Origin of the sequence: Ureibacillus galli, from assembly GCF_014836845.1 — a bacterium.
GTDB classification, from domain to species: domain Bacteria; phylum Bacillota; class Bacilli; order Bacillales_A; family Planococcaceae; genus Ureibacillus; species Ureibacillus galli.
This window is the reverse complement of sequence record NZ_JACSQA010000040.1, coordinates 1-14,343: the sequence shown is the minus strand read 5'-3', so window position 1 is coordinate 14,343 and position 14,343 is coordinate 1. Positions and strand designations below refer to the sequence as shown.

Sequence of the window (14,343 nt, the reverse complement as noted above, 5' to 3'; positions counted from 1 at the left end):
TGAATGATTATGTTTGTTTCTGTTATGATGAGGTCGTTTTTATGTCACTTAAAGTGCTTATAACAAATTCTTTAAACTTCACTTCTTCTTCAAAAAATGGATAATGGTTACTTTCTTCGAATACCGTTAAATTTGCTTGTGGAATTAGAGCTGCAATTTCTTCACTAAATTTTAAAGGACATTGACTATCATTTTTTCCAACATATATATAACTAGGTATATTCACAAGTTTTAATGCATCTCTAACATCGTATGTAGGGTATTCTATTTTTCTAAAATATTGTAATCTTTCTCCAACTGTTTTTCCGCTATTTGGTTGGGTCAACAGTTGTTTTAATTTTTCTTCTTTATAAAATGACATTAATGACCACTCATAGCTTAAACTTTTTCTTTCCTCAATCGTTGTTTCCTTACTATTTAACCGATCCATAATTTCTATTATTCTTTTATAATTCGGATTTTCGGTACAATAAATACACTTCGGATCCTTGCCGTATTCATAACTAGCAGCAGCTCCCCCAACAATAAGTTTTGTTAAAGATAGGGGGAAGTTAATACCATACTTTAAAGCGAGCATTCCTCCTGTTGAATGGCCCGCAAATCCCCATTTCTGTATATTTAAAGTCTCCCTTATCGACTCTAAATCAAGAACCGACTCCTCCATACTATATTGATGTACATTTAAAGCTTTTACTGAATTTCCTGCTCCACGAAGATTAATTAAATATACTTTATAATAAGCAGTATAAGGGTTGGCAGCGATTGTTCCTCTCTCATCATACTCCGAATACAAATGAGTCATAGCAAGAGGTTCCCCCACTCCCTTTACGAAAATCTCAAAGGTTCCCCTGGTTGTTTCAACAAATTGTTGGATCCACATGTTTATTTTCCTCCCTATTTATTTTCTAATTGATTAACTAGAGAGTGTTGAGTTTTCTATTTTTAATGATAAATCCCCCATATTAATCATTGCCTTAAGTTCTTTTAGTAAATTTAAGCCAATAATGCCATCCAGTTGATAATCATAATCCATTGCGCCGACTTCAATTGGAAAAGACTTCGCAGTCATATTCCCGATTTTAATGCCATCAATCGTTTTGGAGAAAACTAGTTCCGAACCACCTACACCACAAATACGATAAATCGGATCATTTTCCTCTGCAACAATTCCAATCTCTTCAGCATAATCAGAACAAATAATCGTAGTGGCAGAACCAGTATCGACTAATACTCTTTGAAGATGAATCGATTTTCCTTTATAGGTTAATTCCATATCCGTCAACAATAGTCCTTCATCAAAGATTAATTTTTTCATTATGAACACCCACCCCTATGGCGAACTTTAATGTAAATAGTTTGTAAGGTATTACTAGTTATAACCATTTATAGAAAAAATTAAAAACGGATATGTTATATACCCGTTTCTTGTTTCACCAATATATGATTGTTTTAGTAGAATCAACACTATTGTTCTTAATTTTCCTTAATCTATTTGTCCATTCGTCAATATATTTTTTAATTTAATACCGAATTCTTCGTCTAAAGTTCCATAACCTTCTTCTTCATTATTACTAATGATTGAAACGGATTGGTCTTCATGGAACCAAATGCGATATAGGAAAAGTTGTTCTGGAGAATTTTCATCTTCTTTATAAAAAAGGGTAACTAAAACATCTTCCTTTCGAACCATTTCTTCATCCGATTCCTGTTCCCAATCTACCTCGTGTATAATACTTTTAATAGAATCTAACGTAATAATATCCAAAATCATTTCCTCTTCTTCAAGGCTTTCATCCTCATTTACAATTTGTACGTCAGCTCGAATTAAATAACGACTATCATCGGAACAGGCAACTAAGATCACCCCGAACAGTAAGAAAGAAAAAAGTTTTAAAAGATGTTTCAATGAATTTCCTCCTTTCATTTATTTGACAAATAGTGCACTTTATTTATTAGATTACATTCATCTTCTTTACAAGAACTCTCCACATCAAATTGATAAAAAACTTCACTTTCTACGATGTAATTTAGCATATGATGCAATAAGTTTTATTATTGCCCTTTCAATAAAATGGATTTTTATAATGAATATCACTCTATTTAAAATAATGCTGGAGAAAAAAATAGGCGTTTAAAATTATTTAGATAAAAAAGGAACAGACTTAATTTCTCCAATAAAAAAAACGTTAACCATAAAAGATTAACGTTTCGCTCCGTATGAAATTGTTACTTCCCTTGATGTTTCTCAAGCATTTCCTGTAAATATTCCTTTGATTTTCCCTTTGGTATGCTAAGACTGTTCCATTGTTCTCCTTTTATCATTTTGCCTATAAAGACAATTTGACCGACGTGATAAGAATAATGGGATAATTGTCTTTCAATCGCATCAATCACTGTGTGCCCTTCACCACGAATATAAATTGTTTTCAATAGATCCCGTTCAGATAAACTTGTTAATGTATCGATTAATGTATTCCAACCTTTTTCCCATATTTCGTTCAGTTTGGCAATAGAAGAAATATCGTCGGTAAATTCGTCATCCCGATTACGATAATCCTTTTCTCCATCTGTTGTTAAAAAGTCTGTCCATCTAGATACCATGTTTCCACTCATATGTTTTACGATGATGGCAATGCTATTAGATTCTGCATGATAAGCCCAATGCAAATCTTCTTCTGTCAATTGTCGGATTGTATCATCACCTAATTTTTTTACACTGTTAAATCTTCCAACGACGCTTTTCAAATATTCGTTTCCGATTGTCAATATTGTTCTCTTCCTCTCGAAAAATACGTCTAAATTAATTTTTTAATGAAACCTGTACTCTTACCTTCAAATCCATTTCTTTTATAAAATGAATGGGCTACTTCCCGTTCTTTCCGATTACCGCTATTTAAAGTGATTGTTTTTGCTCCTATTTCAATTGCCCATTGTTCACAAGCGTTTAGAAGCATTTTGCCTACTCCTTTTTCCCGTTGATTAGACTTCACAACAAAAGCAAGCAACCGTACATAAATACCATCAAACTCAAAGGCAAGGGCTTTACACATCCCTGCAAAACCTATGACGTTATTTCCTTCGATAGCAACTAGAGCTTTGTAATCTTCATGATTTTTGATTATGTCAAATCGCTCAATTAGTTTTTCAAAAGTGGTTGGATACCCTAGATCCTTCATTAAATCGACTAATTGTTTATAATCTATAGGCATTACAGTTCTTATTTCAATGGCCATTCAAGATACTCCTTCATTTGAATGCTAATTTTTTAATATAGAGTAAATGTATGTATCATGGGGAATTCCGCTTTGGTACATATAGTTCTTTAATATTCCTTCTGTATGAAATCCTAATTTAGTTAATAACTTGTTTGAAGCTTCATTTTCAGTAAAAACTACTGCCCCTATTCGGGTCAACCCCATCTCATTGAAACCGTAGGATAAAATTTTAGAAACGGCTTCAGTAGTATAGCCTTTTCTCCATTCATCAGGGTGTATCTCATAACCAATCTCTGCTCGTTTATGTGTGGTAGACCAAGTGTTAAATCCTACTGTACCGATTAAGCGTTTTGTTTTTTTCTTAACGATTCCCCAACGTACCCCTCGCTTCTCCTCATAGTTTTTTGAGAAGTGCTCAATTAGTTCAGCTGCTTGTTCGATTTTTTGGAAAGGTTCTGCTCCATAATAACGTGTAACTTGTTCATTTGAAAAACATGCAAAAATTTCTTTAACATCCTCTTTTGTTATTTCTCTAAGAATTAGCCGTTCCGTTTCTAAAATAGGAAACATCTAAAATTCTCCTTTACATACCTATTTATATTTTACATTCTCCAATCAAACACTTTTATTCATAAATCCCTCTCATGTAATCTATTTCGATAAATCATAGCTTTTTACCTTTATTAAAAAGAACGTTTACCTAAATATTATTTCTTCTGTTAAAGTGATGATATAAAGATGTATTAAAGGAGGCTAAAAAATGCAGCAAGGAGTCATACACCATATTGAAATCAATGTTTCTAATTTAAAGCGTTCCGTTACATTTTGGGGTTGGCTATTAGAGGAATTAGGTTATGAACCCTTTCAAAGATGGGAAATGGGGCAAAGTTGGAAAATTGCAGAAACTTACATCGTCTTTGTTCAAACGGACGAACCATTTATGGATGTACCATATCACCGACGTAGAGTAGGATTAAATCATTTAGCATTTCACGCTAGTTCCCGCCAACAGGTTGACAAGTTGACGAAAATGTTAAAAGAAAACGACGTAAAAATTCTTTATACGGATAAACACCCTTTTGCAGGGGGACAAGAGCATTATGCGGTCTTTTTTGAAGACCCTGACAGAATTAAGGTAGAAGTAGTAGCTCCCTAATTTTCGTCTCTTGTCCTTTAAGTTGTATTTCTCCAAATGTTGTCTATTCTTTTTTTCCATATGTATAATAACGATTGAACCCATAACCCAATCCGCCAATAATGAGGATAGAGACAGTAAGTTTAATAATCGAAACTTGTTCCATTAAAGGAGTATGAGTTGAGCGATTCGCCGAAAAGATTGACCACCAACTTACATCAGGAAAAAGACAGGAAATACTGATCCAAAATAAATAAAATAACAATACGATAATTAAATAGAACTTCAAAATGACCACCTACTTTAACAGTTAGACTGAATAAGAAGGAAAAAGTTACATTTAAAAACTGGTGAAGAAAAAATTTTTTTCTCCACCAGTTTTATATTTATACATGAATAAATTTCGTCATCCACGTCCCGCTTGGAATGATGGATATAACGTCATACCACCATCAGCAAAGAGCGTTATTCCGGTTACATAACTTGATTCAGAAGAAGCAAGCCAAGCTGCGACAGCTGCTATTTCCTCCGGCTTTCCAATATACCCCATTGGAATCATACTTTCCACATCTGCACGTTGAACCGGATCAGCAAATTTCTCGGCATTAATAGGTGTATTAATAGCCCCCGGACCAATGTTATTTACACGAATCCCTTTTGGTGCGTATTCCATCGCTAGAGTTTGGGTCATTAACTTGATTCCCCCTTTACTCGCTGCATAGTGAACAAATAGCGGCCATGGAATTTTCTCGTGAACACTCGACATGTTAATCACATTTCCTTTGACATTATTTTCAACAAAATATTTAATCGCTTCCCGGCTGCCAATGAATGCACCAGTTAAGTTCGTATCAATTACTCGATTCCAATCTTTTAAAGTCATCTCATGGGATGGGACTGGGTTTTCTAACCCTGCATTATTGATCATTACATCCAGTTTTCCGAAATGTTGGATAGCAGATTGAACTAAATCGACAACTTCAGACTCTACGGTAACATCAGCTTTTACTGCAATCGCTTCTCCGCCGGCCTTTTTAATTTCTTCTAATACACTGTTAGCTTCTTCTTCTTTCGAACGATAATTGACAACTACCTTTGCTTTTTCCATTGCAAAACGAATTGCCATTGCTTTTCCTAGACCTGTGGAAGAACCTGTTATAACAACTACTTTTCCTTCTAAATCTTTATACATTTTGAAATACCCTCCTAGTTAAACTTTCGCGAGACCTAACATAACTCCAGCTATGATAATTAGTATTATTCCAATAATGATTCCTATTAGCTGACGTTTCGTTTTTCTTTCACCTAAAATGATAATACCGCCTAAAGTAGAAATGACGATTCCCATTTGTGAAAGGGAAAAACTTGTTGCGACACCTACACGAGGTTGCGAGATGAATAAAAACATATTCCCTGCAGCCCAAATAAGACCTGGGATAATATTACGTATTGCATATTTATTAAATGGTTTATGTTTAAACGTTAGCAATACTCCACCAATTACCATACCGATAGCTTGTGGTAGTAAAGCCGTCCATCCGTCCACATTAAATAGACGAATGATTACTACATAAACTAAGTAACCAAAAGTAGAAATTAATAAAATCACAATTCCTTTTTTAAAGTTCCCTTTTGTTTCTTCAGCGACTTGCTCTTCTTTACTTTGAAGGGATGTTAAAATAATCCCAATAATGATGAAAATAATAGCTAAAACACCAAGGATAATGGATGTCATGGTAGACCATTCTTTAAAAACAATTACCCCGAACAAAGTAGTGGACACTAATTGAAGCCCTGTAGAAATGGGCATCGTTTTCGAGACGCCGATTAAATCAATACTTTTCAGCTGATTTGCTTGACCGAGTGCCCAAAACAAACCGGATACAATACCGATGATAAAGACAAGGGGCGTAATGCTAGGCTGTGTAAAAATAAAAATACCAATGGAGAAAATTAAAGCACCAAACGTAGTACCAAGGGTTTGACTATAAGGTCCTCCCCCCAATTTCACGTTAAACAGTACGATACTCCCCCAAAATATGGCCGGTAAAACCGCTAAAAGAATATCCATGATCAAAACCTTCCTGTTTAAATGATGTCAGATTTTCATTACTTTGTATTTACTTTCATAGCTCAACCAATGACGAAAAGGAAAGTGAAATTGTACATCTTATATTGTTTTAGAAACAGAAATTTATACATTGACATAAAAAAAACGTTAATCCATGACAATGATGGATTAACGTCCTCTTACTAAATGAATTATTCATTTTAGATTAATTGTTAAATATTTCATGAAATATGCACCAACTATTAACAAAATAACAGTAATCATCCAGCTTATTAAACCTAACCAATCAAACCAAATGGCGACTATGTTTAATATGGCAATCAATATAAAACATATTGAAGGTAGTGCACTTTTAATCAAAGTAATTCCACCCTTTTTCCTTTTATTAATTAATAGAACATTCGATATGATTAGGGAGATAATTAGGAAGAAAAATATAATATTTCAAACCAATTACTATTCTCCTTTCCATTTTCTTTATTTGTTATGTTGAATCATTTTAAATAATGTATTTAATCCAACTTTTAATTGTTCAAAAGATGCATACGCATAAGAAAGCCGAATATGATGAGAATCGTTGGAATCGTAAATATAACCCGGGTTAATTAGAATATTTTCCTTAAGTAACCTTAAAAATAGTGCTTTATTAACAATTGGTTTATGGAATTTAAGCCATATATAAAAACCACCTTCTGGCTTTTTCCATGTTGCGATGTCTTTGAATTGTTCAGTTAGTATATGTTCAACAAAGGATGCTCTCAACTGTAATTGTTGACGAAGTTCAACTAGATGCTGTTCGTATAATCCCGTAGAAAGCCAGTGGGAAACGATTTCTTGAGAAATAGCACTAGAACCATAATCTGTTTGCATTTTTATATCAGCTAACCGCCCAATAACTGAAGAAGGTCCTACTACCCATCCAATACGCAATCCAGGACTTAAAGTTTTTGATACACTCCCGATATACAATACTTGCCCAGATTGATCGAATGATTTAATAGCAGGAGAAGTCGTATCAAATAGTAATTCGTGGTAAACATCATCTTCAATAATAGGTATTTGTAGTTCTTTACATACATGAAATAAATCTTCTTTTTCTTTTAAAGACCAATTATAACCTGTTGGATTATGTAATGTTGGAACAGTATAAAATAATGATTGTCTTTTTCTTTTAAAGGTCATTAATTGATATTTTAAATGATCATTTTTCGAAACAGAAATCATACGCATTCCAGCTGATTGAAACGGATGAACGGAATTCAAATACGACGGCTGTTCATGGAAAATGACAGAACCTTCTTCTAATAATCCTACAGCAATTAGTTGAAGCGCTTGAAGTGCTCCGGAAACAATTAAAATATTTTCGGAACTCGTTTGAATTCCACGTTTTTTTAAATATTCACATAAATGTACTCGTAGCTTTTCATTACCTAGGGGTGATGAATAACCAATTGATCTTGCATCTAATACAATTTCTTTTAATGATTGTTCAAGTAATTTTGTTGGAAGTAATTCAGGTGCTATTTCTCCTGTGCCAAGTCGGATGACATGATGAAATTGTTCATATTCATTAATCAGCTGTATCGTATGGTAATTTGGTTTATGAATACTTGCATCGATATGTTGTTGCCAATTTGGTGGAGAACCATTTAGTAACACATTCCACGAATTGTTGGCCACATAGATGCCTGATCCTACCTTTGATTCGATAAACCCGTCTGCCTTTAATTCATCTAATGCAAGTTGGACAGTACTTCGATTCACTTGAAATTGTATTGCAAGTTCTCGCTGTGTAGGAATCTTTGTGCCGACCGTCCACTCTCCACACTCAATTCTAGATTTCATCCAATCGATAATTTGTTCTTGTAACGTTAAATGGGAATGTCGGTTTGGTTTCCACTTCAAATGATCACCTCCTTCATAATTGGGTGGATAAAAATCCATCCAATTGGTTGTTTCCTTTTAGTTGTATCATAGTATCATAGAGTTGGAAAGGAGTTGATCATATGGAAGCGATTCTTCATGGGGTTGTTTTAGCATTTGGTCTTATATTGCCATTAGGAGTACAAAACGTTTTTGTCTTCTCCCAAGGGGCTACTCAACCAAAATTAATTCGAGCACTGCCAGCAACGATTACGGCAGCAGTCTGTGATACTTTGTTAATTTTATTAGCAATCTTCGGTTTATCAGTGGTTGTTTTACAATTTGAATGGTTGCGATTTAGTCTTATTATCGTAGGCGTTGTCTTTCTATTATATATGGGTTATTCCATTTGGAGAACGGAACCAACTTCACCAACAGAAGCGAATCAAGCTTTACCCATACATAAACAAGTTCTTTTTGCTTTATCTGTTTCCTTGTTAAATCCCCATGCTATTTTAGATATTGTCGGTGTGATTGGGACAAGTGCTTTAACGTATGTCGGAAAAGATCAAGTTTTATTTACTGTAGCATGTATCGCTGTGTCTTGGATATGGTTCTTTGGCTTAACATTAGCAGGCTCAGCGTTGAAGAAGCTAGACGAATCTGGTGGATTAATGAAATTATTTAACAAGTGCTCTGCCCTCTTCATTTGGGGAACTGCAATCTATATTGCCGTTAGTTTAATATCTTAGAAATTACACTACCTTTCATAGAGACATTACCGCATTTTAACACTGTAATGTCTCATTGATTTAGGAACTCCATTTGATTCAAATACCCCATTGTTTATTAGTTGTCGAATCCTATATTCTAAAAAACGATTGTCCATCATTCCATCCACAGTTTCGACCATTTTTGATAATATTTCTCCGACTAATATTCCACACAAAATAAAATCTTTCACTCTTTGTTGTTGATGGAGCTTTTCAATTGTTTCAATGATTAGTAAATCATAATAATTTTCTGGAACACTTTGTATACCATCATTTATCCAAATACGTAAAACTTCTTTTGTTTCAGAGAGCTTTTCCCACTCTCTTTGTAATTGATAGCGATGTTCGTCACACAAAGCTTCAATCTCTTTGCTCTTTTCAAAAATATCCTTCAATATATTTGAATCTAATCTATCGGTATAGTGAAAAGTTGGTTTCGGATTATCATTTAGTTCGCTACAGTTCAACAGGAAGACTTTATTTTGCTTTTCTCTCATTAAATAAAGATAATAACGAAGTCCCGTTTGTTCGCAAGCGTTGTTACTGTACCAAATATAAATTGGAACATGCTTTGGTATGGAATTAATCTGACACAATGTATTGGTGAAATTTTTTTCATAGTCAACATCTTTTTCCTCATTAATAAAACAATCGAATAGCCATTGTTTTCGGAAATTTTGACCGATTTTATCGTTCAATGCCCACAACGGTCCTACCGAAAAAGAATCTGGAAATCCTATAACAATCTTAGGACTTTGAAGGGCAAATCTTAAAGCACCAGCTACCTCTTCTGAAGTACAAATATGGACAACACCGTTGCGATTTTCCAGTGCCATCAAATGTTCCATATTTTGCTTATGTATGTTTCGTTCTTCTGCCACTTGTCCATCACTCCAATCATTTTGAATCAGTTGAAAACGCATTATTGCCAATATTTCCCCATAAAAATAATCCAAAGACCAACTGGAATAGCCAGACTTTTAACAGCTTGTTTCCAATGAAACCTTTTATTATATTTTTTTAGTATTCTATCAACTATAAAAAAGAGAATAGCGGCAAGTAAACTAATATAAAGTAATATGAAGCCAAACATGATATGGAAAATTCCCGATACAATCCATTCAACTTATGGATATTTCCCTTTTTTAGATAATAATTCCCCGATTTTATCACTTAAAATGGATGTTACGACACCATAGATTAAAATGACTGGAAAACTATACATTAAATAAAGAGGCATATTGGAAATGAAAGCTGAAATATAATCAGCTACCGAATTGATGTCTTCAACAAAAATATAAGGGAATGTTAAACCGAATAAAATTGCAAATAAAGATCCTGAAATCGATGCTGTAATAATTTTTCTCTGTAAAATACGAATCTCCCCTAATATAAACTTACTTTATAATTTCCATAAAAAAAGCATTAATCCTTTTTTTGATTAATGCTAATGCATAAAGGGAGATAAAATCCCCCTTCGATTGGTTTCTGCTATTAACTTTGTGCTTGCATATATACTTCTTCATAAGGCTGTACGATAACGAAACCGTCCCCTTCGAATCTCATTTGAATCGATTCACCACTCCCTCTTCCGAAGAAGGTTTTAAGTGTAACATCTGTTTGAAATTCAGGTTGAAGATTACCTGACCAGGCAACTGTTGCATTTGGATCGGTAACTACAGGATTACCTGGTGTTACACGTAATGTCAACGGTTCATAATGGGACGTGATGGCAATCATACCTGTTCCTTCGCATCGAATATTAAACAATCCACCTGCCATCATTCCTGCCACTTTCCTCATTAATTTTATTTGATGCTTAATCGAAGGTTCGAAGGCAAGGAGGTCATTGCCATTTACATAAATCGCTTCGTTTTGTAAGTGTAGTATAATAATCTTCTTCCCACTGTCAGCTAAATATAACTTTCCTTGCCCATTTGCTTTCATAAGGGAAGCGCCTTCACCAGTAAAGGCTTTTTTAAACATCGTTCCAATACCATGTTCTAAAATACCTTCCCGCTCAAATTTAATCTTTCCATGATAAGCAACCATCGATCCAGCTTTCGCCCAAACAAGACCGTCCAGATTCACTTCGAGCAAACGTGGTGTTTCTAATTCAAAAAATCCTTCCCCTTTATCTTCCTGCTCTGTATTCTTTATAAATTCAGCAATCGAATATTTATTCATATGACACTGACACATCCTTCCATATTCTTCATATACGGGATAACGAGCAAGTAAGTTTCAAAGATTTTCATATTACTTCATCATTTTTTTATATCCATAGCCATTTCCCTTCCCTTATAATACTTTTTCTCTTCCACCATGACATTTTCCTTCGCAGTAATCGTTTTTACCACTAATTTAAATACCGTCGTTTTACTTCCCATGGAAGAGCGATATCGATCCACATGGTTTTGAGATAATGCTGTCGGATAATACCCTGGTACATACTTATTTAAAAGATGTTGCATTGCTGTTGTAGCTTCTGTTAAGTCATCTACAAGCTCCACATTTCCAAACAACATAATACTTAAATAGGCTGTATCTGTTTTTGCAGGAATGGGGTCGGCAATCGTTCCATAATTTTCGCTCACAACAAAAGTAGCGTTCGAATTTTCCTTTATCATATCAATCTTTTTCCCTTCACTTGCCCCATGGAAGTAAATACAACCTTCATGCCAAACATAATTTAAAGGGACAATATAGGGATTGTCTTGTATCGATAATCCTAAATAACCGGTCTCTACTTCGGATAGAAATGTATTTATTTTTTCTTCGTCTTGACAAATCATTTGTTTCATTCTCATCTTAATTCCTCCTAAACCATGTTAAAATGATCGTAAACGAAATCTGTCCTAACAATAAGTGACAGATTATAAAAAATATACATGGTCAGAAGAGAGGGATCTCCATTGGCATTCTTTTTTAAAAATGATGAATCAAAAGCGCTTTACATCCAACTTTACGAGTATTTAAAGTTAGAAATTAAATCCGGTCGGTTAAAAGTAGGAGAAAAACTTCCTTCCATTCGTACCCTTGCATTCGAATTAAAGGTTAGTAAACAAACGATTGACTCTGCCTACCAACAGTTATTAGCGGAGGGCTATGTGGAGAGCCGTCCAAGAAGTGGACTTTTCGTTTTACCGATGGAAGAGATATCTCAAACTATAACAACCCCTTCTTCCCCTACAATAACGACCAATGATAAATCAAAAATCTTGGTCGATTTTTATTACGGAGCAATCGATAAAACTAAATTTCCACTAAAAACATGGAAACGATGTATAAGCGATGCATTGGAAAGTTCTTTGAATGAGGTTTATTTTTATGGAGATCGTCAAGGCGATATCATATTACGTGAAGAAATTAGAAAATATGTTTCAAAAGCTCGAGGAATTCAATGTTCTACTGAACAAATTTTCATTTGCAGCGGTACGCAGCAGTCTATTCAATTAATTGCCCAATTACTTGAGCTACATAACCACCAAGTGGCGATCGAAAATCCTGGTTATTCGGAAGTTTGCTCGGTTTTAAAAAAATATCAATGTCAAGTGACTCCCATTTCCCTTGAGGAAGATGGAATATCAATTGAGGAATTGCAAAAAAGTAAAGCAAAAGCAGTTTATGTGACTCCTTCTCATCAATTTCCATTAGGCATGGTACTCCCAATCAATAAAAGGTTAAAACTTTTAACATGGGCGAAAGAACATTCCAGCTTTATCGTGGAAGATGATTATGACAGCGAATTCCGTTATATCGGCCAACCAATACCATCATTAAAATCTTTGGACGAATCTGACAGAGTTATTTACTGCGGTACTTTTTCTAAAAATTTTCTTCCGGCAGCTCGGTGCAGCTACATCATTCTCCCGGAAAGTTTAGTTTCAAAAGGGAAAAATACGATAGAACAGTCGAGTCAAAGTTGTTCTCCCATTATTCAGAGGGCTCTAGCTATCTTTATGAGAGAGGGATTTTTTGAAAAGCATGTTCGTCGAATGAAAGTAACTTATCAAGCCAAACATAAAGCTTTGCTTGAAGCCATTAACAAACAAATCGGAGAAAATGGGGAAATTATTGGTCAACGAGCTGGTTTACATATACTACTTAATTTGAAAAGTAGGCGAACAGAGGAAATAATCCAACAAGCTTCCGATAAAGGAATTTGCATTTATTCTCCAAGTCAACATTGGTTTGAAAATGAGAATGTCCCCTACATTATGCTTGGATTTGGGGGTCTAACTGAACAACAAATAATAGATGGAATTAAAGTAATAGGTACTCTATGTAAAGGAGAAAGTGAACTGATTAAATAAAAAAGAGCAAACAGGATTACTTATGATATAGGAAATTTTAAAGCCTAATTTAAAAAATTCTATCTCATTGCTAAAGAATTCTTTCATGTTCATCTATATCTTACGATTATTTAACTAAAATATTGGAGATAGATGGGGTGAGAGGGAGCGATGATCATTGTTCGATATACTTTTAGAATATATTGTGAAGCCTTTTGCGATTTTTGTTGGGGGGTATTTATTTCTTCGGCTATCTGGAAAGAAATCAATTTCTCAAATGCATAGTTTTGATCTCATGTTTATTTTAGTTGTCGGTACCATAGTGGCTGAACCTTTAGTGACAAAAAACCCCTACAGAGCTCTTTATTACGGTTTAAATTTCACCTTATTACATGTAATCTTTTCATACTTAACGTTAAATAACAAACTTCGATGGCTTTTAGTGGAAAGTCCAACAGTACTCTTAAGAAATGGGGATATTGATGAAAAAGGTTTAAGAAAGGTAAAAATGACAACAGGGGAATTATTATCGGAACTTCGAGTAAAAGGCTATACAAATCCGAAAGATATTTCTTTAGTATCTATGGAAAATAGCGGTCAAATAAGTGTTATTCCAAAATCTTATGCACGTCCTCTACAGCCTAGCGATATGGATATAAAAGCTCCCCCCACCTTTATTCCTATCCCTATTATTATGAATGGAGAAATACTTGATCATAATTTAAAGTTTTTAAACAAGGATCGTAAATGGCTTGAGAAACAATTAAAAAACGAACATTCGAAAAATATGAACCAATTGTCTGATATTACCCTTGCGACGTATAATGAAAAAGGGAAATTAGACATCGATACAAAACACCCTTACAAAAACGACCAGAAAAAACCGGCAAATTATAAACCCGGAAATGAAAATTAAAAAGAGGCTGGGACATAACTAGCTTCAAATAGTGAGAAAGGTGAATTTGATGAAACTCAAATTCACCTTTCTCTA

At 34.2% G+C, this 14,343-nt stretch carries 17 protein-coding genes; 4 read left to right on the top strand and 13 right to left on the bottom strand.

Features of this window, described 5'->3' with window-relative positions; translation table 11 throughout:
• Window positions 1–22 precede the first annotated feature (22 nt).
• The 6 genes from H9636_RS17505 to H9636_RS17480 all read right to left on the bottom strand — a co-directional run bounded on the left by H9636_RS17505 (window position 23) and on the right by H9636_RS17480 (window position 3,785).
• A complete protein-coding gene (locus H9636_RS17505) occupies window positions 23–880 on the bottom strand; it encodes an alpha/beta fold hydrolase (protein WP_191708853.1) in 858 nt (285 codons plus the stop codon).
• Between the two features lie 33 nt (window positions 881–913).
• Window positions 914–1,315, bottom strand: coding sequence for a retropepsin-like aspartic protease (locus H9636_RS17500; protein ID WP_191708852.1), 402 nt, complete (start codon window positions 1,313–1,315; stop codon window positions 914–916).
• A 168-nt stretch (window positions 1,316–1,483) separates the two neighbouring features.
• Window positions 1,484–1,906, bottom strand: a complete 423-nt coding sequence (locus H9636_RS17495; RefSeq protein ID WP_191708851.1) for a hypothetical protein — start codon at window positions 1,904–1,906, stop codon at window positions 1,484–1,486.
• 320 nt (window positions 1,907–2,226) lie between these two features.
• Window positions 2,227–2,766, bottom strand: a complete 540-nt coding sequence (locus tag H9636_RS17490) for a DUF1572 family protein (RefSeq protein ID WP_191708850.1) — start codon at window positions 2,764–2,766, stop codon at window positions 2,227–2,229.
• 29 nt (window positions 2,767–2,795) lie between these two features.
• Window positions 2,796–3,233, bottom strand: a complete 438-nt coding sequence (locus tag H9636_RS17485; protein WP_225230318.1) for a GNAT family N-acetyltransferase — start codon at window positions 3,231–3,233, stop codon at window positions 2,796–2,798.
• 24 nt (window positions 3,234–3,257) lie between these two features.
• Window positions 3,258–3,785: a GNAT family N-acetyltransferase gene (locus H9636_RS17480; protein WP_191708849.1), complete on the bottom strand. Its 528-nt coding sequence runs from the start codon at window positions 3,783–3,785 to the stop codon at window positions 3,258–3,260.
• A gap of 190 nt (window positions 3,786–3,975) precedes the next feature.
• Here H9636_RS17480 and H9636_RS17475 point away from each other — a divergent pair, with 190 nt between their 5' ends.
• Window positions 3,976–4,371: a VOC family protein gene (locus tag H9636_RS17475; protein WP_191708848.1), complete on the top strand. Its 396-nt coding sequence runs from the start codon at window positions 3,976–3,978 to the stop codon at window positions 4,369–4,371.
• A gap of 43 nt (window positions 4,372–4,414) precedes the next feature.
• Here the strand turns inward: H9636_RS17475 and H9636_RS17470 are convergent, their stop codons facing one another.
• The 4 genes from H9636_RS17470 to H9636_RS17455 all read right to left on the bottom strand — a co-directional run bounded on the left by H9636_RS17470 (window position 4,415) and on the right by H9636_RS17455 (window position 8,326).
• Window positions 4,415–4,639, bottom strand: coding sequence for a hypothetical protein (locus H9636_RS17470; RefSeq protein ID WP_191708847.1), 225 nt, complete (start codon window positions 4,637–4,639; stop codon window positions 4,415–4,417).
• A gap of 117 nt (window positions 4,640–4,756) precedes the next feature.
• A complete protein-coding gene (gene gdh / locus H9636_RS17465) occupies window positions 4,757–5,542 on the bottom strand; it encodes a glucose 1-dehydrogenase (protein ID WP_191708846.1) in 786 nt (261 codons plus the stop codon).
• Between the two features lie 18 nt (window positions 5,543–5,560).
• A complete protein-coding gene (locus H9636_RS17460) occupies window positions 5,561–6,421 on the bottom strand; it encodes a RhaT/GlcU family sugar-proton symporter (protein WP_191708845.1) in 861 nt (286 codons plus the stop codon).
• Between the two features lie 477 nt (window positions 6,422–6,898).
• The gene (locus tag H9636_RS17455; protein ID WP_191708844.1) at window positions 6,899–8,326 is read right to left on the bottom strand and encodes an aminotransferase-like domain-containing protein; all 1,428 of its coding nucleotides are present in this window, start codon (window positions 8,324–8,326) and stop codon (window positions 6,899–6,901) included.
• Window positions 8,327–8,427: 101 nt separating this feature from the next.
• Here H9636_RS17455 and H9636_RS17450 point away from each other — a divergent pair, with 101 nt between their 5' ends.
• A complete protein-coding gene (locus H9636_RS17450) occupies window positions 8,428–9,036 on the top strand; it encodes a LysE/ArgO family amino acid transporter (protein ID WP_191708843.1) in 609 nt (202 codons plus the stop codon).
• Window positions 9,037–9,062: 26 nt separating this feature from the next.
• On the opposite strand, the gene H9636_RS17445 is transcribed toward H9636_RS17450, so the two are convergent.
• From H9636_RS17445 to H9636_RS17435, 3 genes are all read right to left on the bottom strand, one after another.
• Window positions 9,063–9,980, bottom strand: coding sequence for a DUF1835 domain-containing protein (locus H9636_RS17445; RefSeq protein WP_191708842.1), 918 nt, complete (start codon window positions 9,978–9,980; stop codon window positions 9,063–9,065).
• Window positions 9,981–10,551: 571 nt separating this feature from the next.
• Window positions 10,552–11,244: an AIM24 family protein gene (locus tag H9636_RS17440; protein ID WP_191708841.1), complete on the bottom strand. Its 693-nt coding sequence runs from the start codon at window positions 11,242–11,244 to the stop codon at window positions 10,552–10,554.
• 80 nt (window positions 11,245–11,324) lie between these two features.
• A complete protein-coding gene (locus tag H9636_RS17435) occupies window positions 11,325–11,867 on the bottom strand; it encodes a pyridoxamine 5'-phosphate oxidase family protein (protein WP_191708840.1) in 543 nt (180 codons plus the stop codon).
• 105 nt (window positions 11,868–11,972) lie between these two features.
• On the opposite strand from H9636_RS17435, the gene pdxR reads away from it, so the two are divergent.
• Together pdxR and H9636_RS17425 are read left to right on the top strand one after the other, a co-directional pair.
• Window positions 11,973–13,373 (top strand): MocR-like pyridoxine biosynthesis transcription factor PdxR, encoded by a 1,401-nt coding sequence (pdxR, locus tag H9636_RS17430; protein ID WP_225230317.1) that lies wholly within the window; start codon window positions 11,973–11,975, stop codon window positions 13,371–13,373.
• Window positions 13,374–13,530: 157 nt separating this feature from the next.
• Entirely contained in the window at window positions 13,531–14,268 is a 738-nt protein-coding gene (locus H9636_RS17425) for a DUF421 domain-containing protein (RefSeq protein WP_191708838.1), read from the top strand.
• Window positions 14,269–14,343: the final 75 nt, after the last annotated feature.

Bases quoted from the DNA above. Each gene is read 5' to 3' on its own strand.
- H9636_RS17500 (WP_191708852.1), bottom strand. From the start codon at position 1,315: ATGAAAAAATTAATCTTTGATGAAGGACTATTGTTGACGGATATGGAA.
- H9636_RS17435 (WP_191708840.1), bottom strand. From the start codon at position 11,867: ATGAGAATGAAACAAATGATTTGTCAAGACGAAGAAAAAATAAATACA.
- H9636_RS17445 (WP_191708842.1), bottom strand. From the start codon at position 9,980: ATGCGTTTTCAACTGATTCAAAATGATTGGAGTGATGGACAAGTGGCA.
- H9636_RS17440 (WP_191708841.1), bottom strand. From the start codon at position 11,244: ATGAATAAATATTCGATTGCTGAATTTATAAAGAATACAGAGCAGGAA.
- H9636_RS17475 (WP_191708848.1), top strand. From the start codon at position 3,976: ATGCAGCAAGGAGTCATACACCATATTGAAATCAATGTTTCTAATTTA.
- H9636_RS17450 (WP_191708843.1), top strand. From the start codon at position 8,428: ATGGAAGCGATTCTTCATGGGGTTGTTTTAGCATTTGGTCTTATATTG.
- H9636_RS17480 (WP_191708849.1), bottom strand. From the start codon at position 3,785: ATGTTTCCTATTTTAGAAACGGAACGGCTAATTCTTAGAGAAATAACA.
- gdh (WP_191708846.1), bottom strand. From the start codon at position 5,542: ATGTATAAAGATTTAGAAGGAAAAGTAGTTGTTATAACAGGTTCTTCC.
- H9636_RS17485 (WP_225230318.1), bottom strand. From the start codon at position 3,233: ATGGCCATTGAAATAAGAACTGTAATGCCTATAGATTATAAACAATTA.
- H9636_RS17460 (WP_191708845.1), bottom strand. From the start codon at position 6,421: ATGGATATTCTTTTAGCGGTTTTACCGGCCATATTTTGGGGGAGTATC.
- H9636_RS17505 (WP_191708853.1), bottom strand. From the start codon at position 880: ATGTGGATCCAACAATTTGTTGAAACAACCAGGGGAACCTTTGAGATT.